The following is a 24,162-nucleotide window of genomic DNA, read 5'->3' on the forward strand; positions in this document are numbered from 1 at the left end:
GCCCCGCGGCTTCCGGGTTTCCCGGTGCGGGCCCGGTTGGCGCTGTCGGGGATGCGGCGAGCGATGGCGGCGGGCACGCACACCATCACTGCGCCCAGCACTGCGGACAGCAGGCCCACGATGGCTACCGCCACGGAGATGACGGTGCCGGCCACCCCGAGCACCATCTCCTGGTACTCCGGCTGTGCCACCCGCAGGAAGCCCAGCAGCCCGTGCATCGCCAGGACCTGTGCGGTGAGGCCGGTCCCCACCGCGATCGCGCCCAGCAGGGAGGTGAGCGAGCGGCGCCGCAGCAGCAGGTCGTGCGGGTCCGCGCTGGGCCTGCGCCGCACCACGATCACCAGCGCGCCGATGCCCGTGAGTGCCAGAACTCCCAGTGCCACCAGCACGGGCACCGTGTACCACTGCCCGGGGAACGGCCCGTAGGCGCCCGAGGTGAAACCGTCCACCCCGGTGTGCGCGAGGCTGCGGCCAGGCCTTCCCTGGTCGTCCGGTGAGGCCACAGCGGTGGTGAACAGGGCGTATGCGATCAGGGCGGTCGCGGAGACGGCGGCGTTCATCAGGGCGGGGCGCGACACCAGCGCGCGTGAGTCGCGGGGGGCGAGCAGGCCGTAGCGCTGTGAGGCGGAGCGCGCCGGCAGCGTCAGCTCACCGACGAGGATGGCGAGAACCAGGGCCGTCACCCCGATCAGGAGCGATGTCCCGGTCAGGGCTCCCAGTCCGAGCCGGCCTGAGGGCCATGTCCCCTGCAGGCTCAGCGCCACGATCCCGATGGTGAGGACGACGGCAGCGACCGCGCCGATCCACCGCGCCAGCAGTGCCCCGGGGTGCAGCCCGGTGCGCTCGCTGCTCGAGACGGTGGCGTACACCAGCAGTGCTGCCACTGCGAGCAGGGGGAGCACCAGCGTCCCCATCATCCCCAGCAGGGCGATTCCGCTCATGACTGTCTCTCCTCACCCGTCGCGGAGGGTCGGTCCGTCCCGCCCGTCACCGCTTGTATCGATTGTCTGACACAACCGTGCACCGATCTGGTGTTTGTGTCAAGGTGTTGGAACAAGATTCGTCATTGTCTGCATCTCTCCGCGGGGCGCGGTGCCCGGGGCACCGGCCACGAGGCGCGGGTGCGCAGGGCATTGGCCACGAGACGCGGGGCGCGGGCCGCTGGTGCGCGGGGCGTCGGCGCACCGTCCCGGCCCGGGGCGACCCGTAGCATCGGAGCGTGCTTCCTCACTGCCCCACCGCACCGGTGGCCCCCTCGTCACCGACGACGGGGGTCCTGACGATCACGCCACGTGGCGCTGCGGGCCCGGTGCTGCGCAGGCTCGCGCTCAGCCTGGTGGCCGCGCTGCTGATGGTTCCCGGACTGACGGTGCTGATCCCTCCGTCCGCGCAGGCCGATGACACGGGTGCCCCCGCCGAGGATCCGGTGCGCCTGGTGATCGCCACGGCCGGACTCACCTGGGAGGACATCAGCAGCGCGGACACCCCCTCGCTGCAGTGCCTCGCGGACGTGTCCGGGGCGGGTGCGATGAACACCACCTCCACCACAGTGGTGAGCACGAAGCGCCAGGGCATGGAGACCCTGCGCACCGGGTATCGGGGGCTCGCCGAGGAGGCACCGCGCACCGCCGGGATCCCCTCGCCGCCCATGGACCAGTGGCAGCAGCTGGACGTGCCCGTGGTCGAGATCGACGCCGCCGGTGGGGGCGAGACTCCCGCCCATGTCGCGCTGCAGGTCTCCAGCGGGCTGGACGACGGGGCGATCCTGCTGGTGGACGCCGGGTCCGTGCCCGATCACGACGACCCCGGCCGCCCCGAGGCACTCGCCGCGCTGGACTCGCAGGTGGGGGCAGTGCTGGACGCCGCCGGTGTGGAGCGCGGGCTCTCCGACGCCAAGGGCGATGGCGGGGTGAGCACCCGTCCCGGGGACGCCGCCTGCACTGAGGGGGCACTCCCCCGCACCCTGCTGCTCTCCGTCGCCGCGACCGACCCTCCCGTCTCCGAGCTCGACGAGGTGGAGCGCGCCGGCGCCGTCGCCTCCCGCACCGTGGGGTTGCAGGTCGCGATGGACAGCGCCTTTCCCGGCCAGGCCCTCACCAGCGGTGCCACCAAGCAGAGAGGCGTGGTGGTGCTCACCGATGCCCTGGCCACCGTCCTCACCTCGCACGACACCTCGCCCGACGGACTGATCCCCGGGCAGCCGTTCCGGGGGGTGGGCCATCCCGATCCGCAGCGCCTGGCAGTGGATCGCTCGATGGCGGCCGCCGCGGTCGACGCCGCCTCCGTGCCCGCCCTGGGCTCCTGGTTCGGGATCGGCCTGGTGGGCGCGGTGCTGCTGCTGATCCCGGCCACCGCGCGCCGTCCTCGCGTGGCCGCGGTGGCCCGGGCGGCGGCGTCGGTCGCACCCCTGCCGCTGGCCGTCGGACTGTTCGCCTCGATCGTGCCGTGGTGGCGGGCCGAGCCGCAGGCGCTGGCGCTGACCGGTGTGGTGTGGGCGGGCAGCGCCCTGCTGGCAGCCGTCTGCCTGGCCGGCCCGTGGAGGCGCCACCGCTTCGGCCCCGCCGGGGTGGCCGCTGCCCTGGTGGCCGGGCTGGTGCTGCTGGAATCCGCCACCGGCTCCCGCTTCCAGCTGGGCTCACCGCTGGGCGCTCAGCCCATCTCCGGCGGGCGTTTCTACGGCCTGTCCAATCACCTCTTCGGCCTGGTCCTGGGGGCATCCCTGATGGCCCTGCTGTGCCTGTTCACGGTGGTGCGCACCGCGCGGGCGCGGGTGCTGTGGACCCTGACGGCGGGGGCGGTGGTCGCGATCGTGTGCGTGGCCCCGTCGATGGGCGCGGACTTCGGGTCGATGCTCGCCACGGTCCCGGTGTTCGGGCTGCTGGCCCTGCTGGTCTCCGGGATCCGCGTGCGCATCTGGCACTTGGCCCTGCTGGCCATCGCCGGTGCCGCGGCGGTGCTCGGGGTGTCGTTCCTGGACTGGCTGCGCCCCCCGGAGGAGCGCACCCACCTGGGGCGCTTCATCGACGAGCTGCTCAGCGGGGAGCTGGTCGCGGTGGTGGTCCGCAAGCTCGCCCAGAACGTGGCGATGGTGACCGGGTACTGGGGGCTCGGCATACTGATGCTGCTGGCCATTGCCCTGTCGGTGGTGATCCTGATGCCGGGTCGGCTGGGCCTGCCGCGCCTGGCACGGATGGACGCGGAGCATCCCGCGTCCTACCCCGTGCGAGTGGCGCTGGTGGTGGGTGCCTGGCTGGGCTACGCCGTCAACGACACCGGTCCCGTGCTGGTGGCGGCGATGCTCGCCGTGTGGATCACGCAGCTGCCCGCGGTGCTGCCGGATCCGTCCGGTCCTGAGGTGTATAAGCCGGCGGCGGGCCCGCACGCGGAGCCGCCTGCTGGATGCTGAGCACAGGGGTCCTGCAGGCGGGCGCCACCGGGCCAGGATCGAAGCGCCGCGCCGGGCATGTGCCCTCAGGCTCAGTGCTCGTCGTTCTCCGCGTCCACGGCGGCGTGCACCACGAGCGAGGTGTACTCGTCGGCCGTCAGCGGCGGGACGATCGATGGCGGCAGCACCGGCTCGGGGGCGTCCAGGTGCGAGGCGATGATCACGGCGTGCTGCGGATCGAAGGGGCCCGAGACCGGAGCGCTGCGCAGACGCTCGGCGAGCGCATCCAGGTCGACGCCCGCCAGCAGCACCACGTCATCGGGCTCGAAGGCCCCCGCCACCGGGAGTGCGCGCAGCTGCCCGTCCACCCTCCCGGCGTCCACGTCGCCCAGTGCGCGGGTCTGGTCGTCACTGAAGGTGCCGGCGACCGGGAGCGCCTGCAGCGCTGCGCGTCGACGATCGGCGCGGTCGTCGGCGCCGGTGTCCGGCGTGATGGACCAGGCGTCCTCGTCGTCGGTGTCGTCCTCGTGGGGGCGAGCCGGGGCGATGGACGATGTGGCAGACCCGTCGGATGCCGTCCTCGACGAGTCCGGGGGCGCGTCGACCGGGGCGGGGCGGTCAGCGCCCTCAGCCGCGCCCGGCACCGCTGCCGGCCCGGGATGCGCGGGGTCGGGGACAGGGGGCGCTGGGTCAGCGGGCACCGGGTCGAGGCGCGCGGCCCCCGATGCTGCGTCGGCCTCCTGGGAGGTGCTGGTGCCGGTGGCGGCCGCCTGTGGGGCTGCTGCCGACGGGGTTGCCGCGTCGTCCTCGGCGGGGTCGTCCGGGGTGACATGGCGGCGCCGGGCCAGGGCCCGCAGCACGTCCTTGAGCTGGCGGGCGCGGTGCAGCTGACCGCTCAGGTCCCGACCCGTGGCCCGATGGTGCAGATCGCACTCGATCTCCTTGACCCAGAAACCTCCGGTGAGGGCGTCGATGGTCAGGGAGGTCTCCACGCCCCAGCCCGGTGCCAGCGGCTGGCAGGCGTCCCAGGTCTCCCGGGTGATGCAACGGGTGCCGGACAGCGGCTGGGTCGGCTCCCATCCGGTGGCGCGCAGGATCCCGGAGCGGGCGGTGCGCACCACGATGCCGAGCCCGGCGGCGCCGTCCTGCGGGGGCAGCAGGGCGATGGCCATGTCCACGCCGTCGCCGAGGACCGCGTCGACCAGCGGCTGCGCTGCGGTGCCGCTGCCCTCCATGTCGGCGTCGAGGAACAGCAGGGCGCGGGGACGTTCACCGTCCGCGTCGATCACCGGCAGCGGACCGGTGTGGCCGGGCACCCGCGGTTCGGCATGCAGCTCCTCGCGGAAGGCCTCCCCTCCGTCGGCCCGGTGGGCATCCTCGCGCATGGCGACCAGCTGGGCGCCCGTGGCCATCGCCGCGGCCTTGCCGCGGTTGGTCTTGTGCCGCACCACCAGGGCGTCCGCGCCCATGGCCACGGCGGCGGTGGCGTCGGTGGAGCCGTCGTCCACCACCACGACCAGGTCCACCCCGTCGATGCGGCGGGCGGCCTCGATGGTCGCCTCGATGCGCTCCGCCTCGTTCTTGGCGGGGATGACGACGGCGACGCTGGTGGGGCGGTCGGTCGTGAGCGGCCCCGCGGTGCTCATCGCAGCGTCACCTGTCGGGCCACGATGCCGCCGCGCGCCCTCCGCTCGAGTGGGGTGAGGGGCTCCTCGGTGTCCAGGGCCTCCTCGAAGCGGGTGCGGAAGGCCTCGGCCTCCTTCTCCACACCCTCGACGCCGTACCCGGCGGGCAGGTCCCACACGGGGATGGTCATGCCCTCGGCGCGGAAGGAGCCCACGTACTTGGTGTCCTCCCCCACGCCGGACTCGCGGCGAGCGTGGAGGCGGGCCACGGCGTCGATCACCCTGTCCTCGTCGGCATCCAGCACCCAGCGCAGGTGCTCCTTGGGGCCGGCGTCCACCCAGTAGGCGTGCGGCAGGCCCTCCACGGGCTTGGTGGACATGATCGACTCGTCGGCCTGCTTGATGGACTGCTCGATCTCGGCGGTGCGCTCGGCGCCCGGGTCCACCCAGAAGTCGAAGCTGTCGTGCACGGTGATCGGGAAGTCGCCGGTGAGATCCAGCAGGTCCTGCAGGCGCGGGGAGTCCTCGTCCAGCTGCACGGTGGTCACGGGGGTGCCGGGCTCGGCCTCGAGGGCCTGCAGCAGCGCCTGGCCGATACCGCGGGACAGGTCACCGCCCGGGAAAGTGGACTGCACGCCGATGATCACCGAACCGTCGGTGCGACGCACGGCCGGCCAGGCCATCGGCAGGATCGTGGCCAGCACGACGTCCACACCGCCGTGCTCCTCGACGGTGGTCGCGGTCATCGTGGCCGCCGGGATCAGCTGGCGCATCGCCACCAGGTCGCGCTCGGCGGGGATCCCCTCGAAGGGGCGTCGGACCAGGGCATTGCTCGAGGTGGAACTCATGGCGGGAAGTCTACCGACCGGCGGGGCCGCCACAACGGAGCCGGGCCTCACCTCGAGCCCGTCGGTGGGGAGAGCACTGCATCGGGCGCGGGCGGGCTCCCGGGCCCTGACGCGCTCGGGCGCCGACCCTTGGGGAGCCTGCTGTTGGTCGACGAGCCGGCCGACGCCAGCTGGCCCTGCTGCGCAGTCAGTCCGTCAGCGCGGACTCGTCGCAGGCACCCTCGACCTCCACGGCGAGGCCATGCAGGTAGATAGTCGATTCGCCCCTCCACGAGTCGATCCGCAGTCGCCCGCCTGCAGGCCCCTCCGTCTCGAACCCGTAGGCGGCTCCGCCGATGTACTCAGGATCGCCCACCTCCCCCAGCCCGTGCTCGGCCAGCACCTCGTTGACGCGCTCACGTCGATCAGGCCAGCTCGGGTCGCTCTCCTCGAACCGCAGCGGGGTGCTCCACGTACCGGGCCGCCACCGGCAGCTGCCGTCCTCCCCAGGCGCGAGCGCCTCCCGGTCCGGTCCGCTCCATTCCACCTCCTCCCCTAAGGTGAAGGCTTCCTGCAGTTCCCCCACCAGGGCCGCGACCTCGTTGCGCGCCTCCCCCAGCGGTACGGCCTCACCCGGCCCCGGCGTGCATCCTGAGATCAGCGCCATGACCAGTGCCCCTCCCCATATCCCTCGGTATCGCCACGTGTGCATCGACGTCCTTCCTGGCTCTCGCCCACGTTATCCACATACGTGGGACTGGTGCCATGTCGGTACCGACAATGGGGATGAGCGAGCGGAACGGGGATGGCATGTTCTACGGGGCCGATACGGAATCGCTGCGGCGGTGCGCCGATGTCCTCCCCGGCCACGTGTACGTCGTCGACGAGGTCATACGCCCGTCAGGCGGATCTGAGCCCCGCATCCGTCTCATCAATCCTTGGGGGGATGTGAACTCGCAAAAGCCGCAGGTCCTCGAATTCACCTAGAGCGAGTACTCACGGAGCTTCGTCTCGCACAATTCGCACGGGAATTGATCGCCTCGCCCCTTCCAGCCATGCGTCGTCCATGGCCGGGCGGCGCCACTGCCTCGCCCGACGTCGTTCAGGGCAGGCGCACCAGTTCCTCGGCCCGCCGCTCCAGGTCGGTCGGCTCCTGCCCGTCCAGCATGTGCAGGGCGAAGTCCTCGCTGATCCGCTCGAACGCCAGGGTGCCGCGCACGGAGTTGCCGTGCTGGTCCAACTGCGGTGCGTAGGTGGCGATGCCGAACCGCGACGGCAGAGCGGCGATGATGCCGCCGCCCACCCCGGACTTCGCGGGGATCCCCACATCGCTGACCCAGTCGCCGGCGTTGTCGTACATCCCGCAGGTGAGCATCACCGAAAGCACCTGCCGCGACGCCACCCGGGAGAACACCTCCACACCGGTGATGGGATTGGTGCCGCCCCCGGCGAGGGTCGCGGCCATCACCGCGAGATCCGCCACGCTCACCAGCACCGAGCAGCCCTCGGTGTACCCGCCGACGACGTCCTCCGCGTTCTCGTCCATCGAGCCGGCCGCACGCAGCATGTAGGCCAGCGCCAGGTTGCGGTCGGCGGTCTCGAGCTCGGCCTGCCGGGTCACCTCGTGCACCTCCAGGGTGCGCCCGGCGGCGGCGTCGAGCACATCGCGCAACCGCGCGGTGCGCTCCTGCTGGGTGGGGCCGAGCATGGCGTGGGTGCGGATCGCACCGATGTTCACCAGGGGGTTCTTGGGCTTCTTCGTGACCGGATCCAGGCTGAGCGCGTTGAACTCCTCTCCCGTGGGCTCCTCGTCCACGATGGAGGTGACGTAGTCCAGCCCGTGCAGGTCGATCGCCGCCCCGTAGGCGAACGCCTTCGAGATGGACTGCACCGGGAACGCGTGCTCACTGCCCACCGAGGTGATCTCCCCGTCGATCGAGCACAGGGCCACCCCGATCTGGTCCTCCTTCGCGCCGGACAGCAGCGCCAGCTCCGGGATCTCGCCCTCGCTCTCGGCGGAGGACAGTGCCTCCTCCAGGCGCTGCAAGTACGTGCGCAGGGCGGTGTCGGGGTAGGTGCTGGCCTCGCGGTCACTGTCCGGGTCGGAGCGCGGAGCGGGATGGGCGCTATAACCGGGTGTGGTGTGGAATGCGGCAGACACACCGCCGACGTTACATGGGCCGCGCCGCAGCGTCCCCCGCACGGCCGGACACCCGACCCACCGCGCCACCACCGACCCACCGCGCCACCACCGACCCACCGCACCACCACCGACCCGCGCAGCCAAGCCCCTGAGCTGCCGCCAACCGGCGGCCAGACGCGCTTCCGGCGGCTGGACCCGCTTCCGGCGGTTGGCCCCGCTCCCGGCGGCCGGACCCGCTCCCGGCGGCCGGACCCCCGACCTTGAGTTCGACATCGAGGCAGTTGGCGTTTACACGGCTCGATTCCGCCAACTGCCCCAACATCGACGCTCTCAACGCGCCGCGTCAGGTGCCCGCACCCTGCGCGAGCGCGAGCCTGCCCTGCACGAAGGGCTGCTGCGACTGATGCGCAGGTGCGCGAGGTGCCCGAACTGCGGCGCATCATCACCGAGCGCTTCGCCATGAAGAACACCATGGGCTACGGCATCAACGCCCTGCTGGACTTCGATCAGCCGGCCGATGTGCTCGCCCACCTGGTGGTGGGGTCGGAGGGGACGCTCACCTTCGTCTCCTCCGCGGTATTCCGCACCGTGCCGGTGCAGAAGCACGTGGCCACAGGGCTGCTCACCGCGCCGTCCCTGCAGGCGGCCACCGCGATGCTGCCGGGCGTGGTGCAGGCGGGCTTCGCCGCCGTGGAGCTGCTGGATGCCCGGTCCTTGCTGACCGCGCAGCAGCTGGCCGGGTCCCCGCAGGAGATCGCGGCACCGGACGTGCAGGACCATGCCGCGCCGCTGGTGGAGCAGCGGGTGCCGGTGGCCTGGGGCGGCAGCGACGGGCTGAGGAGGCCCTGGTCACCCGGAGCCGCTGGCCGCGGCCCACCGTCACGGACATTCGGCGACAATGGGACGTCGATCGGCGCCTGACCATCGCGCCTGCCCCACTCGTCCACGCCATCCGGGAGCCCCGCACCGTGACCCCCACTGAGCAGTCCGCCCACCAGAGCACCGCTGAGCACGCCGGGGCGGCCGACGCACCGGCCCTGCTCTCGGATGCGATCGCCACCGGGCCCGGACATCAGCGCGCGCACCTGCTCACCCCCGGTGTGATCGCCTGGCCCGCCGACCTCGTGGACGACGCCGCAGGCACGTCCTGGGAGCTGTGGGTGGCGCCGGAGGGTGGCCTCACCCTGGCAGGCGGGCGGGCCGGCGGGCAGGTCGCGGGTGGCGAGCGCCTGGGTGAGCTCACCCTGCGGGAGGGGCCTCTCACCGAGGCGGAGACCAAGGACCGTCGGCACCTGGCCGGCCACCTGGTCCTGGAGCTCGGCGGGCTGGACCGGACCGTGCTCGAGCAGGCCCTCACGGGTCAGCTGGCCGTGGTCCAGCGCCGCGGGGGCGGCATCGAGGTGGCGACCGGTGTGCAGATCGCGGGCGTGCTCGATGCGCTGTACGCCGAGGAGGCAACGGTCGCACCGCTGGGGCCCCGCCTGGCGGGCGACCGCTGGGAGCTGTCCCTGTGGGCTCCGACGGCGAAGAGCGTCGCCCTGCAGGTGTTCGGACCCGTCGCCCACGCAGCCCGCGACGCAGAGCTCGGCACACAGCAACCCGGCGCGCAGCCGCCCGCGGAACAAGAGCAGCCGGCGGTCACCGTCCCCATGGAGCGGGACGGCAACGGGATCTGGCGCGCCTCGGGCCCGGCCGTCGGCGCCGAGGACTGGACGGACCGCACCTACCAGTTCGAGGTGGAGGTGTACGTGCCCCGCGAGGACCGCGTGGTGAAGAACCGCGTCACCGACCCGTACTCGGTGGCCCTGACCGTGGACTCCGAGCACTCGGTGCTGGTGGATCTCACCGACCCGCGCTGGGCGCCCGAGCAGTGGGCGAGCACCCCGGCGCCGCGACTGGAGCGCCCCGCGCAGCAGACCATCTACGAGCTGCACGTGCGGGACTTCTCCGGTGGCGACGAGGCCCTGCCCGCCGAACTGCGCGGCACCTACCTGGCCTTCGGCCACCCCGACTCCACCGGCACGGCGCGGCTGCGGGAGTTGGCCGAAGCGGGCCTGACCACGGTGCACCTGCTGCCCACCTACGACATCGCCACCATCCCCGAGCTGCGCTCCCGGCAGAAGCAGGCCGTGATCCCCTCCGGCGCGGGCCCCGCCTCGATCGAGCAGCAGGCCGCCGTGGGCGAGGTGGCCGACGAGGACGCCTACAACTGGGGCTACGACCCCTTCCACTACCTCGCGCCCGAGGGCTCCTACGCAACCGACGGCCACCAGGACGGCGGCGAGCGCACCGCCCAGTTCCGCTCCATGGTGGGCTCTCTGCACGGCATGGGCCTGCAGGTGGTGCTGGACGTGGTGTTCAACCACACCGCGCACGACGGTCAGCACGAGCGCTCGGTGCTGGACCGGATCGTGCCGGGCTACTACCACCGGCTGGACGCGGCGGGCAGTGTGGAGGACTCCACCTGCACCTCCAACACCGCCACCGAGCACGCGATGATGCGCCGCCTGATGGTGGATGCCCTGGTGCTGTGGGCACGCCACTACCGGGTGGACGGCTTCCGCTTCGACCTGATGGGCCACCATCGGCGCGCGGACATGGAGGCCGTTCGCGAGGCGCTGGATGCTCTCACCCTGGAGACCGACGGAGTCGACGGGAAGGGCATCTACCTGTACGGGGAGGGCTGGAACTTCGGGGAGGTGGCCGATGGCGCCCGCTTCACCCAGGCCACCCAGGGCAATCTCGACGGCACCTCGATCGGCTGCTTCAACGACCGCATCCGCGACGCGGTGCACGGCGGCAGCCTGATGGACGAGGACGCCCGCATGAACCGCGGCTTCGCCACCGGCCTGTTCCTCACCCACAACGAGCTCTCACCCCATTCGGCGCAGGAGCAGCGGGCGGACCTGCTGCACCGCACCGACCAGATCCGCCTGTCCATGGCCGGCAATCTCAAGGACTACGAGCTGCTGGCCTCCACCGGGCAGGTGCTGCGCGGGCAGGAGCTGGACTACAACGGTTCCCCCGCGGCCTTCGCCTCACGCCCCGAGGAGAATGTCAACTACGTCGACGCCCACGACAACGAGACCCTGTTCGACACCTTCGTGTGGAAGCTGCCGCAGGACACCTCGATGGACGTCCGGGTACGGCTGAACACCCTGGCCCTGGCCACGGTGGCGCTGGGCCAGTCTCCCGCGTTCTGGGCCGCGGGCACGGACCTGCTGCGATCGAAGTCCCTGGACACCGACAGCTACAACTCCGGCGACCTGGTCAACATGATCGACTGGACGATGCAGGACAGCGGCTTCGGGCGGGGCCTGCCCTCGGCCGGCCGCAACCAGCACCTGTGGGTGCTGCAGGCCCCGATGCTGGAGGACCCGGCCATGCGCCCCACTCCCGAGCACATCGCCCGCAGCGCCGCCATGGCGCTGGACCTGCTGCGGCTGCGGCACTCCACGCCCCTGTTCACCCTGGGGGACGCCGAGCTGATCAAGCAGAAGGTGACGTTCCCGAACGCCGGCCCCGAGGCCACGCCCGGGCTGCTGCTGATGCGGATCGACGACACGATCGGGCCGGACGTCGACCCCGCGCTCGACGGGCTGCTGGTGGTGCTGAACGCCTCCCCCGAGGCGATCTCCGAGCAGGTCGAGGGCATGGAGGGGACCTGTCTGGAGCTGTCCGCGGTGCACGTGGAGGGGGCCGATGCCGTGACCCGCGAGACGACCTGGGATGCGGCAGCCGGGACCGTGACGGTGCCCGCGCACACGGCGGCGGTGCTGGTCCAGCGGTGATCTCGTAGCAGGGCCGCGTCCTTCGCCGCTGTCGAAGCGCTGCTGTGCGTGAAGTCCCCCGGGGGTGGTGCGGGGTGTCATGCGGGCTGCGCTGCGGGGTGCCATGCGGGCTGCGCTGCGGGCGCCCCTCCACCCCTGTGAACTGAAATATCTTGCAAGTTCTGGCTGGTGGTTGATGCTGGTGGGGCGGGCCTTTAGGGTGGAGTGAGCGTGCTGGAGGCGAGGCCGCCGCCACACCGATGAATATCTTGCACTTCCAATGCCTGGAGTGCGCCTCGGCCGTTCCCCTCGGCCGTTCCTTGCCCGGACAGAGGAGTCCCGCATGTCGGTCCCGCGGTTTTCCCGCCCCGTCCCCTCCCCTCGTGCAGCCCGCATCCTCGGGCATCCGCACCCCCGCTCGCGTCGGTCCTCGGCCGCGCCGGCGGTGATGCGGCACCGTGGCTCGTCGGCCGCGGCGATCACCGCACCGCTGCCACGTCGCGGGCTGGCGATCATCGCTGCCCTGATGATGGCGATGGCGAGCGTGATGGGCACCGCTCCGCTGGTGCACGCCGTCGGCTCGAACGACCCGGTGCTGGTGGGCTCCCTGCAGGACGAGCTGGGCTGCGGGGCCGACTGGGCACCGGACTGCGAGGCCACGAGGCTCCTGCCCACTGGTGAGGCCGGGGTGTGGGCCGCGACCTTCGAGGTGCCCGCCGGGCAGTGGGAGACCAAGGTCGCCATCGGCGGCAGCTGGGACGAGGCCTACGGCCTGGACGGCGGCGACAAGAACATCCCGCTAGCCTTCGCCGCCCCCACCACGGTGCGCTTCCAGTTCGACGAGGCCACCAGCCGACTCTCCATCGCCCTGCCCGAGCTGCCCGGTGAGTACACCGAGGACGACGCCGCGCTCGCAGCGGCGCCCCACCGCCACCCCGGCGCCGGGCAGACCTTCTACTTCGTGCTCACCGATCGCTTCGAGAACGGTGACCTCTCCAACGACACCGGTGGCATCGAGGGCGACCGTCTGGACCACGGCTTCGACCCCGCCGACAAGGGCTTCTACCAGGGCGGTGACATCGCCGGCCTGCACTCCCAGCTGGACTACATCGAGGACCTGGGGATGACGGCCATCTGGCTGACCCCCTCGTTCAAGAACAACCCCGTCCAGGGCGAGGGCGAGAACGCCAGCGCCGGCTACCACGGGTACTGGGTCACCGACTTCACCACCATCGACCCGCACCTGGGAACCAACGACGAGCTGAAGGCCCTGATCGACGACGCCCATTCGCGCGGCATCAAGGTGTACTTCGACATCATCGTCAACCACACCGCGGACCTCATCGACTACGAGGAGGGCGAGTACGGGTACATCGACCAGGCCACCTCCCCGTACCGCGACGCCGACGGCAACCCGGTGGACCTCGCCCAGGTGGCGCAGTCCCCCGACTTCCCCACCTTCGACCCGCAGACCTCCTTCCCGTACACGCCGGTGCGCAGCGAGGAGAACACGGTGATGGTGCCGGAGGCGCTCAACGACGTCACCATGTATCACAACCGCGGCAACTCGACGTGGGAGGGAGAGTCGGTCACCCACGGCGACTTCGACGGTCTGGATGACGTGATGACCGAGGACCCGCGGGTACTGGACCTCATGGAGGACATCTACACCACGTGGATGGACTTCGGGATCGACGGCTTCCGCATCGACACCGTCAAGCACGTGGACTTCGGTTTCTGGGAGTCCTTCACCAGCACGATGGCCGCTCACCAGGGCTCCACCCCGGCGGGCGAGGAGTTCTTCACCTTCGGCGAGGTGTACGACGCCGATGCGCGCCTGCTGTCCCCCTACGTGCGGGACACCGACATGGACTCGGTGCTGGACTTCGCCTACCAGTCGGCGAGCACCAACTGGGCGCGCGGCTACACCGCGCAGGGCATGGCGGCCCTGTTCGACGCCGACGACCACTACATCACCCCCACCTCCTCCGCCGCGGACCTGCCCACCTTCGTGGGCAATCACGACATGGGGCGCATCGGCTACCTGCTGCGGGACTCCGGCCGGCTCGATGAGCGCGCTGCCTTCGCGCACACCACGATGCTGCTGACGCGCGGCCAGCCGGTGATCTACTACGGCGACGAGCAGGGCTTCGTGGGCGATGGCAACGACAAGGACGCCCGCCAGTCGATGTTCCCCAGCCGCACCCCGTCCTACCTGGACGACACCCTGATCGACGGCTCCCCCTACGGGTCCGGCGACCACTTCGACACCGGCGCGCAGCTGTATCCGCTCATCAGCGAGCTGGCCACGCTGCGCAACTCCACCCCGGCGCTGTCCACCGGAGCGCAGATCGAGCTGTACGCCGAGGACGGCCCCGGCGTGTACGCCTTCTCCCGCGTGGACCGCGAGGAGAAGGTCGAGCACCTGGTGGCGCTGAACAATGCCGGCTCCGCCAGCACCGTCACGCTCACCACCCTCACCCCGGGCGCCAGCTACTCGGTGCTGCACGGCGACCACGCCCCCGTCACCGCCGGGGCGGACGGCACCGTGGAACTGACCGTGCCGTCGCTGTCGGCCGTGGTGCTGGTGGCCGATGCCCCGGTCGCCGCTGCCGGTGAGGCGCAGGCGATCACCCTCACCCCCGCCCAGGGCGGTGCAGTGGAGGGTCTGGCCCCGATCAGCGCGCAGATCGCTGCGGACCGTTGGGCGGAGACCTCCTTCAGCTACCGGATCGCCGGCGAGGTGGCGTGGACGCCGCTCGGCACCGCTGAGGACGACACCCCGCGGGTGTTCCACGACGTGCGCGGCCTGCCCACCGGCACCGTGATCGAGTACCGCGCGGTCTCCACCGATGCGAGCGGCTCCCGCGTGGCGGCCTCCACCAGTGCGGTGGTGGGCGCGGATCTCTCCGCTACCGGCCCGGCCGAGGGGCCCGGCGGGATCGACGCGGAGTCGATCACGCTGCCGGGCTCCCACAACGCGGCGATGGGATGCGCGGGCGACTGGCAGCCGGACTGCGAGTCCGCCCAGCTGACCCTGGACGCGGCCTCCAGGAAGTACACCGGCACCTTCGACATCCCCGCCGGGACCTACGAGTTCAAGGTCGCCCACGGCGGCTCCTGGGACCAGAACTACGGCGCGGGCGGTGTGCCCGGTGGGGAGAACATCTCCTACACGCACGAGGGCGGGCCGGTCACCTTCTGGTACGACCCGGTCACCCACATCGTCCAGTCCAGCGCCGAGGGTCCCTTCGTGACCCTTCCCGGTTCGTTCAACGCGGCCCTGGGCTGCACCGAGGACTGGATGCCCTCCTGCATGGCCACCTGGATGCAGGACGGTGACGGGGACGGCGTGTACACCTTCACCACCGATGCCCTGCCCACCGGCAGCTACGAGGTGAAGGCGGCCCACGGTCGCTCCTGGGACGAGAACTACGGGGTGGACGGTGCCCGCGGCGGCGCCAACTACTCCTTCTCCACCCAGGAGGGGAAGGTCGTCACCTTCTCCTACGACCTGGCCACCCACGTGCTGACCATCGAGTCGGAGGATCCGTTGGTGGCGGGCTCCGGCCAGCAGCTGGCGCACTTCGTGGACGCCGACACCATCGCCTGGCCCGCCGACCGGGTCAGCGATCCGGTCACCACCAGCTGGCAGCTGTGGTCGGCCCCCGAGGGCGGGCTCACGGTGGCCGACGGTGCGGTCACCGGCGGGCAGCAGCTCGGTGAGCTGGCCCTGCGCGACGGCGGCCTGGACGCGGCGGAGCTGGAGGGCCGCGGCCATCTGGGCGACTTCCTGGCGCTGGACCTCTCCGGTGTGGACCGCGACGCGCTCGAGCAGGCCCTCACCGGCGAGCTGGCCGTGGTCCAGATCGGGGCCGACGACATCGAGGTGATGACCGGTCTGCAGATCCCGGGCGTTCTGGATGCGCTGTACGCCGAGGACGCCGACGCCCACGAGCTCGGCGTGGTGTTCGACGAGGCCGGCACCCCGACCGTGACGCTGTGGGCACCCACCGCCAAGAGCGTGGACCTGCAGCTGTCCCCGGCACCGGTGATGGAGGCGGAAGGCCCGTCGGCCCGTGCCGCCGCCCCGGAGGGCGCCGAGGTGCTGCCGATGGAGCGCGGCGAGGGCGGCGTGTGGACCATCACCGGTGAGCCCGGCTGGGAGGACCGCGCCTACACCTTCGCGGTGGACGTGTACGTCCCCGCCGAGGGAGAGGTGGTCACCAACGTGGTGACCGATCCGTACTCCGTGGGGCTGACGCTGAACTCGCAGCAATCGGTGATGGTGGACCTGGACGACGAGCGCTGGGCCCCGCAGGTGTGGACGGACACTCCCGCCCCGCAGGTCGAGCAGTTCGCCGACCAGACCATCTATGAGCTGCACATGCGGGACTTCTCCGCCGGGGACGAGGGCCTGCCGGAGGAGGTGCGCGGCACCTACGCGGCGTTCGGGCACCCGGACTCGGCCGGGTCGGCGCGCCTGCAGGAGCTCTCCGATGCGGGCGTGACCACGGTGCACCTGCTTCCCACCTTCGACATCGCCACCATCGAGGAGGATCGCTCCGCTCAGGTGCAGCCGGAGGTCCCTGATGCGGGCCCGGCCTCCCCGGACCAGCAGGCGGCGATCGCGGAGGTCGCGGATCAGGACCCGTACAACTGGGGCTACGACCCGTACCACTACCAGACCCCGGAGGGCTCCTACGCGACCGCCGGGAACCAGGTGGGCGGTGCCCGCACCGCGGAGTTCCGCTCCATGGTCGGTGAGCTGCACCGGATGGGCCTGCAGGTGGTGCTGGACAAGGTGTACAACCACACCGCCGCTCATGGTCAGGCCGATCGCTCGGTGCTGGACAAGGTGGTGCCCGGGTACTACCACCGGTTGAGCCTGCAGGGCACGGTGGAGACCTCCACCTGCTGCTCGAACATCGCCACCGAGAACGAGATGGCCGGCCGCATCATGGTGGACTCCACCGTGCTGTGGGCCCGCCACTACGGGGTGGACGGCTTCCGCTTCGACCTGATGGGCCACCACTCCCGCGAGAACATGGAGGAGGTGCGGGCCGCCCTGGACGAGCTGACCCTGGAGGCCGACGGCATCGACGGGTCCGGCATCTACCTGTACGGCGAGGGCTGGAACTTCGGCGAGATCGAGAACAACGCCCGGTTCAAGCAGGCCACGCAGGGGCAGCTGGACGGCACCTCGATCGGTGCGTTCAACGATCGTCTGCGCGATGCGGTGCACGGCGGCAGCCCCTTCGACACCGACAAGCGCACCATGCAGGGCTTCGGCAACGGCCAGTACACGATGCCCAACGGGTTCTCCGAGCTGTCGGAGGAGGACCAGCGGGCGGATCTGCTGCACCGCACCGACCTGATCCGTCTGGGCCTGGCCGGCAACCTGACGGACTTCGAGCTGGAGTCCTCCAGCGGTGAGGTGCTGCGCGGTGACCAGCTGGACTACAACGGGTCTGCGGCCGGGTTCACCTCGCGTCCGGAGGAGTCGGTGAACTACGTGGACGCCCACGACAACGAGGCGCTGTACGACCTCAACGTGTGGAAGCTGCCGCAGGATGCGTCGATGGAGGTGAGGGGCCGGATGAACACCCTGTCCCTGGCCACGGTGACGCTGGGCCAGTCCCCGTCGTTCTGGGCGGGCGGAACCGATCTGATGCGCTCGAAGTCGCTGGATCGCGACTCCTACAACTCCGGGGATCACTTCAACGTGATCGACTGGACGATGCAGGACAACGGCTACGGCCGGGGCCTGCCGCCGGAGGGCAAGAACGGCGAGGCGTGGGACCTGATGGTGCCGATGCTGGAGGACCCGGCCAAGACTCCTTCCCCGGCGGACATCGGGTTCAGCTCGGAGGTGACGCTGGACCTGCTGCGACTGCGCTCCTCGACGAACCTGTTCACCCTGGGCGAGGCGGAGCTGATCCACCAGAAGGTCAGCTTCCCCAATGCCGGTGCGGATGCCACGCCGGGCCTGCTGGTGATGCGGGTCGACGACACCGTGGGGGCTGACGCCGACCCGGCCCTGGACGGTCTGGTCACGGTGTTCAACGCCTCCGACGAGCCGATCACCGAGCAGGTCGACGGCATGGTGGGACTGGAGTACTCGCTGCACGAGGTGCAGGCCGAGGGCGTCGACCCGGTGGTCAAGGAGGCCACCTGGGAGGCCTCGACGGGCACGGTGACGGTGCCGGCGCACACGGTGGCCGTGTTCGTGGCCCCGCAGGAGACGGCGCCCGGCGAGCCCGGCGAGCCCGGCGAGCCCGGCGAGCCCGGCGAGCCCGGCGAGCCCGGCGAGCCCGGCGAGCCCGGCGAGCCCGGCGAGCCCGGCGAGCCCGGCGAGCCCGGCCAGCCCGGCCAGCCCGGCCAGCCCGGCCAGCCCGGCCAGCCCGGCCAGCCCGGCCAGCCCGGCCAGCCCGGCCAGCCCGGCCAGCCCGGCGAGCCCGGCGAGCCCGGCGAGCCCGGCGAGCCCGGCGAGCCCGGCGAGCCCGGCGAGCCCGGCGAGCCCGGCGAGCCCGGCCAGCCCGGCCAGCCCGGCCAGCCCGGCCAGCCCGGCCAGCCCGGCCAGCCCGGCCAGCCCGGCGAGCCCGGCCAGCCCGGCCAGCCCGGAGAGCCCGGTGAACCCGGTGAACCCGGTGAACCCGGTGAACCCGGTGAACCGGGTGAACCCGGCGAGCCCGGCCAGCCCGGAGAACCCGGCCAGCCCGGAGATCCCGGCCAGCCCGGCCAGCCCGGAGAGCCCGGGGAACCGGGTCAGCCCGGCCAGCCCGAGGAACCGGGTGAGCCCGGAGAGCCAGGCGACCCGGGGAAAGCCGGCGATCCTGGCCGTGCAGATCGTGATCGCGGTCCGCTGGCCCGCACCGGCACGGACGCGTGGGGCTACGTGCTGGCGGCAGCCGCACTGATCGCCGTGGGTGGTGGGCTCACCGCCTGGAAGCGCCGGGCGGCCTGACACACCCCACACACGGATCCCCCGGTTCCCTCGCTCGATCGAGGGAACCGGGGGATCCGTTGTTCAGTCCTCAGCGCATCGCTGTCCTTCGTGCATCACGGTCGGCGACGTGCAGGCGTTCACCCTGGGACGAACCGGCGGCCGTGGCGGCTCAGTCCTGCGGGGTGAAGGTCTCCAGGTCTGTGCGGAAGGCGCGGCGGCGCGCGTAGGCGTGCACCTGGTCCAGCACCGCGACCTGCCGGTCCACGTTGTCCACCAGATCGGCGAACACCTGCTTGTCCAGGCCCAGCAGCTGGGCGTTGTCCCGCAGGGTCTCCCAGCCGCCCTTCTTCCCGATCACGGCGCTGCGCATCAGCTCGGCCTCCAGCACCAGCGTCATCGGCGAGCGCTTGACGAGGCGACCGTTGTTCTTGAGCCGCGCTGCCTTCTCCCCCACCCAGGCGGCGGCCTGCCGGTGCGGGAGCTGCTTGAAGCCGAGGTCCTCCAGCAGCTGTTCGAGGAACCGGCGCTCGTTGCGGATCTCGTGGGCCAGCATCGAGAGCTCGGCGAACACGGGGGTGTCCACGTTGGCCTCGGCCATCCGCTCGATGCGGGACATCCCGGCAGTGGCCCCGGTGAGGTGGTCGGAGATGTACAGGTTCAGCAGGTCCCGGTCGACGTCCTCGGAGATCCTCGGCGAGCCCTTTCCGGCCGAGGCACCCTCCCCGGCATCCGCCCCGCCGGGAACGGCCGAGACGGGAAGGGATCCCCCGCCGGCATCACGGGGGCGCATCGGCACCGAATCGGCTCCGGTGCCTTCGATCATCCCTCCCAGCAGTTCGGCGACGGCATCGGCTGCGGTGCGGGTGGGCTTCCAGCCCAGCTCTGCCTTGGCCCGGGCGTTGTCCATCACCGGGACGTTCATGCCCATGTCGAGCCATCCCGGGTCGGCCGCGACCAGTCCGGTGAGGTGCCCGGCCGACATCGCTGTGCGGACCATCGACGGCGGCAGCTCCACGGGCCGCACCTTCTTGCCGTCGCCGACGATGTCGGCCAGGTCCTGCACGCCGAGCACGTCGTCGGCGCAGATGTTGAAGGCACCCTTGACGCCGGCCACGGCGGCGGCCGCGTAGGCGGCGCCCATGTCATCGGCGTGGACGGCCTGGATGCGCAGGCCCTGCGGGAGCGGCAGCAGCGAGGGCCGGCCGGCCTTGAGCGCCTGCACGGGCATCCAGGAGCCCAGGAAGTAGCGCTGGATCTCGGATGCCGCGGCGGCCGAGAAGATCAGTGCGGGGCGCAGCCGGGTCACGGTCACCTCGGGGTGCTCGGCCTCGAACTCGTCCAGCACGCGCTCCTGGGCGGCCTTGTCGACGCTGTAGTGGGAGGTGGAGATCCCTCTGGTCTCCCAGCTCTCGTCCCGCACCTCCAGGCCCGGGGAGGGTGAGTAGGCACCCACGGAGGAGGCCACCACCAGGGTGTCCACGCCCGCGGCGGCGGCAGCGCGAGCCACGTTGCGGGTGCCCTCCACGTTGACGCGGTGCAGCAGGTCCCGCTTGGAGTTGGGCTGGATCAGCCAGGCCAGGTGGATGACGGCGTCGACATCCGCGAACGCCTTCGTCAGGTGGGCGATCGCCTCGGGCGCCTTGACGGCGGCACCGATGTCGATCGAGGCCCAGTCGGCCTGGGCGTAGGGCTCGGCGCCCTGGTCGGGCATGCGCCGGGCGATGCCCAGCACGGAGGAGACCTCCGGGCGTACGTGCAGGGCCGTGAGGACTGCGGTTCCGACGTTCCCGGTGGCACCGACGACGGCGACTCTCATGGGTTTCTCCCTCGTGGGGTCACGCGCTGCGCGACGAGTGGGCGTGCGTGGACCCCTCCAACCTACGCAGGGATCCTGAGCGCCCGGAAGGAAAGGCCTTCGCCTCGACCGGTCGGTCTCCTGGAGCAGAGGCCATGCGGGCCGGGCGTGAGCACGAGGCGAGGGATGCGAGCTGCCAGGTGCGGCCCGGGCCAGCACCGGCCGCCGCACCCCCGGGGCCACCGCAGCCCCCCGGAGTCGTCAGCTCCTGTGGGGATCCTCCCCCTGCACGGGATCGTCCACCTGCACGGGATCGTCCACCTGCACGGGGCCCTCCCCCTGCACGGGATCGTCCACCTGCATGGGCCCGCCGGGTTCGGTGTCGGTGCCGGTGGCGCGGCCGATGCCGGCCATCAGGTGGTACACCAGCAGTGCAGCCACTGTGCCCAGCGCGATGCCCGTGAGCTGGATGCCCTCGATCTCCCAGGTCACATTGGCGATGCCCACCACCAGGGCCACACCGGCAGTGAACTGGTTCTTGGACTTGGAGAAGTCCACCTTGCCGTCCACCCACATGCGCACGCCGATGATGCCGATCAGGCCGTACAGCACGAAGGTGACGCCGCCCAGCACACCGGGCGGGATGGTGAAGATCGCCGCGCCCACCTTCGGGGACAGCGACAGCAGGATCGCGACGATCCCGGCCACCCAGTAGGCGGCGGTGGAGTACACGCGGGTAGCGCTCATGACGCCGATGTTCTCGCCGTAGGTGGTGGTGGGTGAGCCGCCGAACCCGGCGGACAGCGCGGTGGCGGCGCCGTCGGCGAACAGGGTGCGGCCCACCATGTGGTCGAGGTTGCGACCGGTCATCAGGCCCACGCTGGTCACATGACCCACGTTCTCGGCCAGCAGCACCAGGATCACCGGCAGGAACATCGGCAGCAGCGCGAGGTTGAACTCGGGGTGGTGGAACTGCGGCAGGCCGATCCAGGGGGCCTCAGCCACGGGGGTGAAGTCCACCTCGCCCCGCAGCACCGCGACCAGGTACCCCACCAGCACGCCCACCAGCACCGAGATGCGACCCAGCAGGCCCTTGAACACAGCGGTGCACAGCACCACAGCGAACAGGGTGATAGTGGCGGTGACGGCGGACTGCTTGAAGTTGTCGTACGCGGTCGGGGCCAGGTTGAAGCCGATCAGCGCGACGATCGATCCCATCACCACCGGCGGCATCAGCACACCGATCCAGGCGGTGCCGATGCGGGCGACAAGCAGGCCCAGCAGGGCCAGCAGGATGCCGGTGACCATCACGCCGCCCAGGGCCGCGCCCATGGAATCGGCCTCGGTGGAGGCCACGATCGGCGCGATGAACGCGAAGGAGGAGCCCAGGTAGCTGGGCACCCGGTTGCGGGTGATCAGCAGGAACAGCAGGGTGCCGATGCCGCTGAACAGCAGGGTGGTCGAGGGTGGGAACCCGGTGAGCAGGGGCACCAGGAAGGTGGCACCGAACATGGCGATCACGTGCTGGGCGCCGATGCCGATGGTCACCGGCCAGGCCAGGCGCTCCTCGGGCTTGACGATGGCGGCGGGGGCGACGGTGCGGCCGTTGCCGTGCAGGGTCCAGAGCGGCATGGCTCTCCAGGGGTGTGAGCGGGGTGGGGATCGGGAGGAGTGACGGGGAGTCGGCGCAGGGACGGCAGGCGGCGCGGGCGGTTTCGGCCCGGCAGGATCGACCTTGCCGTCCGTGGCTCACCCGCCGGGGAAGGTCTTCCTGCGGGCGCGCTCGGCGTTGACGTCGGGCACCTGGTCCAGCAGGGAGGCGCGGCGGGTGTCGCGCATGCGGAAGTCGGCGAACATGCGGGTGAGGTCCGGTGCGCCGAACTCGTCGCGCACCGGGGCGGGGACGGTGAGCATCAGCACGGCGGCGATGCCGGTGGTCAGAGCCACGCCCCCGGTGAGCAGGCCGGAGCCGGCACCGGTGGCCACGGAGTTCACGATGATGTCCAGGAAGCCCACCATCACCAGCACGGCCCCGGCCATCACACCGCTGGCGCGGGCCACCTCGGCGCGGCGCTCCAGCAGGGCGCGCCGGGCGAAGATCGACACCGCCACGAAACAGGCGCACACCACGGCGTCCAGCAGGTGCAGCACAGGACCGCCCCGGGTCACGCCCGTGGGCGAGGCGATCGCGGCCAGCAGGTGCCAGATCACTGCGGCAGTGTGCATCAGCACGCTGAACTCGAACACGCGCACCGTGTACACCAGCCAGTCGGCGCGCCGGAAGGAGATCGGGATGGTGCGGATGAACGAGCGGGAGATCATCACCCCGAACGCGGCGAACAGCGGCGGCAGGTACACGAAGCCGGTGGCGAAGCTGAGCGGGGCGGCGAACTGGAGGCGCAGGGTGTTGTCGGCCAGGGCGCAGGCCACCAGGCCGGCCACCGCGGCCACCGAGAACACAATCCAGGAGCGGTCCCGCCGCCACACCGCAGCGAACACGATCGCCAGCAGCAGGGCGGAGATCAGGGCATCGGCGAACACCATCACCGAGAAGCCCCAACCGGTGGTGAACAGCCTGCCGACGATCATCACCAGTGCCAGCAGCAGTGCCGCGGCGGCGGCCACCCCGATGCCCAGCACCAGCAGGCGGGCGCGGTTGCGGGCCACGTGATGCGGGAGGTAGCCCTCGTGACGGCGCGGTTCGATGCCGACGATCGCGCCCAGCAGCAACAGCGGCACGCCCACCCCGATACCAACGGGGGGCCCGTCGGGCAGGGAGGAGAACAGCCGCGGAAGGGAGACGACGAGGTCCACGGCCACCACGACCAGCGGGACCGCCAAGGCGGGCAGCAGGCCGATCACCCGCACCGCGCGCACCACCGCCAGCGGCGGGCGGGCGGGGACCCACCGCAGCAGGTGCACGACGATCAGCGCGGCCAGGCCGATGCCGATGGAGATCTTCCCAGCCATGCCCAGCATCGGTACCGGAGCGTAGGTGAAAGTGGTGGTCAGCGCGGTGACCAGGCATACCAGCGCCAGCAGATCGCGCAGGGCGTCGAACACGCCGAGCTCGCGGAACCGCTCGGGCACCTCGATGCCGCCGGCGGCGCCGTCCTCGACGTTCGGGGTGGTGCCGGAGCGGGCGTAGGAGACGGTCCGCGAGGGCAGCACGGGTTGGTCCGTGCCTGGTCCCGCGCCGGGTGTCTCGCGCTCCTCGGTGTCCAGGTCCCAGTCGAGCGTGCGCCGGCGATCGGGGGCTGTCGGCGCATCGGGCCAGGGGCGCGCCTCGGGCCGCGGACGCGCGGACGGGCCCGGGGTCAGCGGTGAGCGGGGTGCCGCGGCGGGCGCGCCGCCGTCGTGGAGCGCGGGGCTCTGCGGGGCGCCGTCAGACGGGGCCGCCTCGGACGGGGCTCGAACCGTGGCTGCCGCTCCCGAGTCACGCTGGGCCACCTGTTCCTGCAGCGCCTGGGCGCGTTCGGCCCGCTTGCGCTCCAGCAGCGGGGCGGCGTAGCGGTCGAAGGCGGCGCGGTCAGGCAGCCGCTCGGTGGGAAGGGTGCGGGGGTCGTCGGATGCGAAGATCCAATCGGAATCCCCCGCCGTGCCGCGTTCGCGCTCCCCCGCCATGAACCCTCTTCCTCTGTCGGTCCTGCCGGCACGAGTCTAGAGAG

The 24,162-nt window shown here is 71.7% G+C and carries 12 protein-coding genes; 4 read left to right on the forward strand and 8 right to left on the reverse strand.

What is annotated here, in order from left to right:
• The coding region (locus M3B01_RS00870; RefSeq protein WP_259788952.1) for a hypothetical protein at window positions 1-941 on the reverse strand (941 nt) is incomplete at its 3' end.
• Between the two features lie 278 nt (window positions 942-1,219).
• On the opposite strand from M3B01_RS00870, the gene M3B01_RS00875 reads away from it, so the two are divergent.
• On the forward strand, window positions 1,220-3,406 hold the full coding sequence (locus tag M3B01_RS00875; protein WP_259788953.1) for a hypothetical protein: 2,187 nt from the start codon (window positions 1,220-1,222) through the stop codon (window positions 3,404-3,406).
• Between the two features lie 71 nt (window positions 3,407-3,477).
• On the opposite strand, the gene M3B01_RS00880 is transcribed toward M3B01_RS00875, so the two are convergent.
• The 4 genes from M3B01_RS00880 to glsA form a co-directional block, all read right to left on the reverse strand.
• On the reverse strand, window positions 3,478-5,031 hold the full coding sequence (locus tag M3B01_RS00880) for a glycosyltransferase (RefSeq protein WP_259788954.1): 1,554 nt from the start codon (window positions 5,029-5,031) through the stop codon (window positions 3,478-3,480).
• A complete protein-coding gene (locus M3B01_RS00885; RefSeq protein WP_259788955.1) occupies window positions 5,028-5,858 on the reverse strand; it encodes a DUF5926 family protein in 831 nt (276 codons plus the stop codon). Before M3B01_RS00885 ends, M3B01_RS00880 begins: the two co-directional genes overlap by 4 nt.
• A gap of 187 nt (window positions 5,859-6,045) precedes the next feature.
• A complete protein-coding gene (locus M3B01_RS00890) occupies window positions 6,046-6,504 on the reverse strand; it encodes a hypothetical protein (RefSeq protein ID WP_259788956.1) in 459 nt (152 codons plus the stop codon).
• A gap of 435 nt (window positions 6,505-6,939) precedes the next feature.
• Window positions 6,940-7,998 (reverse strand): glutaminase A, encoded by a 1,059-nt coding sequence (gene glsA / locus M3B01_RS00895; protein ID WP_259788957.1) that lies wholly within the window; start codon window positions 7,996-7,998, stop codon window positions 6,940-6,942.
• A gap of 402 nt (window positions 7,999-8,400) precedes the next feature.
• Between glsA and M3B01_RS00900 the strand changes: the two genes are divergently transcribed.
• The 3 genes from M3B01_RS00900 (at window position 8,401) to pulA (M3B01_RS00910) (ending at window position 18,717) form a co-directional block, all read left to right on the forward strand.
• Window positions 8,401-8,901 carry an FAD-binding oxidoreductase gene (locus tag M3B01_RS00900; RefSeq protein ID WP_259788958.1) on the forward strand — a complete coding sequence of 167 codons (501 nt, stop codon included), beginning with the start codon at window positions 8,401-8,403 and terminating at the stop codon, window positions 8,899-8,901.
• Between the two features lie 47 nt (window positions 8,902-8,948).
• Window positions 8,949-11,771: a pullulanase-type alpha-1,6-glucosidase gene (gene pulA / locus M3B01_RS00905; protein WP_259788959.1), complete on the forward strand. Its 2,823-nt coding sequence runs from the start codon at window positions 8,949-8,951 to the stop codon at window positions 11,769-11,771.
• Window positions 11,772-12,093: 322 nt separating this feature from the next.
• Complete coding sequence (gene pulA, locus M3B01_RS00910; protein ID WP_259788960.1) at window positions 12,094-18,717, forward strand: pullulanase-type alpha-1,6-glucosidase; 6,624 nt, start codon at window positions 12,094-12,096, stop codon at window positions 18,715-18,717.
• A gap of 151 nt (window positions 18,718-18,868) precedes the next feature.
• Here the strand turns inward: pulA (M3B01_RS00910) and M3B01_RS00915 are convergent, their stop codons facing one another.
• From M3B01_RS00915 to M3B01_RS00925, 3 genes are all read right to left on the reverse strand, one after another.
• Window positions 18,869-20,515 carry an NAD-dependent epimerase/dehydratase family protein gene (locus M3B01_RS00915; RefSeq protein WP_259788961.1) on the reverse strand — a complete coding sequence of 549 codons (1,647 nt, stop codon included), beginning with the start codon at window positions 20,513-20,515 and terminating at the stop codon, window positions 18,869-18,871.
• Between the two features lie 240 nt (window positions 20,516-20,755).
• On the reverse strand, window positions 20,756-22,126 hold the full coding sequence (locus M3B01_RS00920) for a uracil-xanthine permease family protein (protein WP_259788962.1): 1,371 nt from the start codon (window positions 22,124-22,126) through the stop codon (window positions 20,756-20,758).
• 117 nt (window positions 22,127-22,243) lie between these two features.
• Window positions 22,244-24,118 (reverse strand): hypothetical protein, encoded by a 1,875-nt coding sequence (locus tag M3B01_RS00925; protein ID WP_259788963.1) that lies wholly within the window; start codon window positions 24,116-24,118, stop codon window positions 22,244-22,246.
• Window positions 24,119-24,162 lie beyond the last annotated feature (44 nt).

The sequence above is a fragment of the Brachybacterium sp. p3-SID957 genome, from assembly GCF_025144775.1.
GTDB lineage: Bacteria > Actinomycetota > Actinomycetes > Actinomycetales > Dermabacteraceae > Brachybacterium > Brachybacterium epidermidis.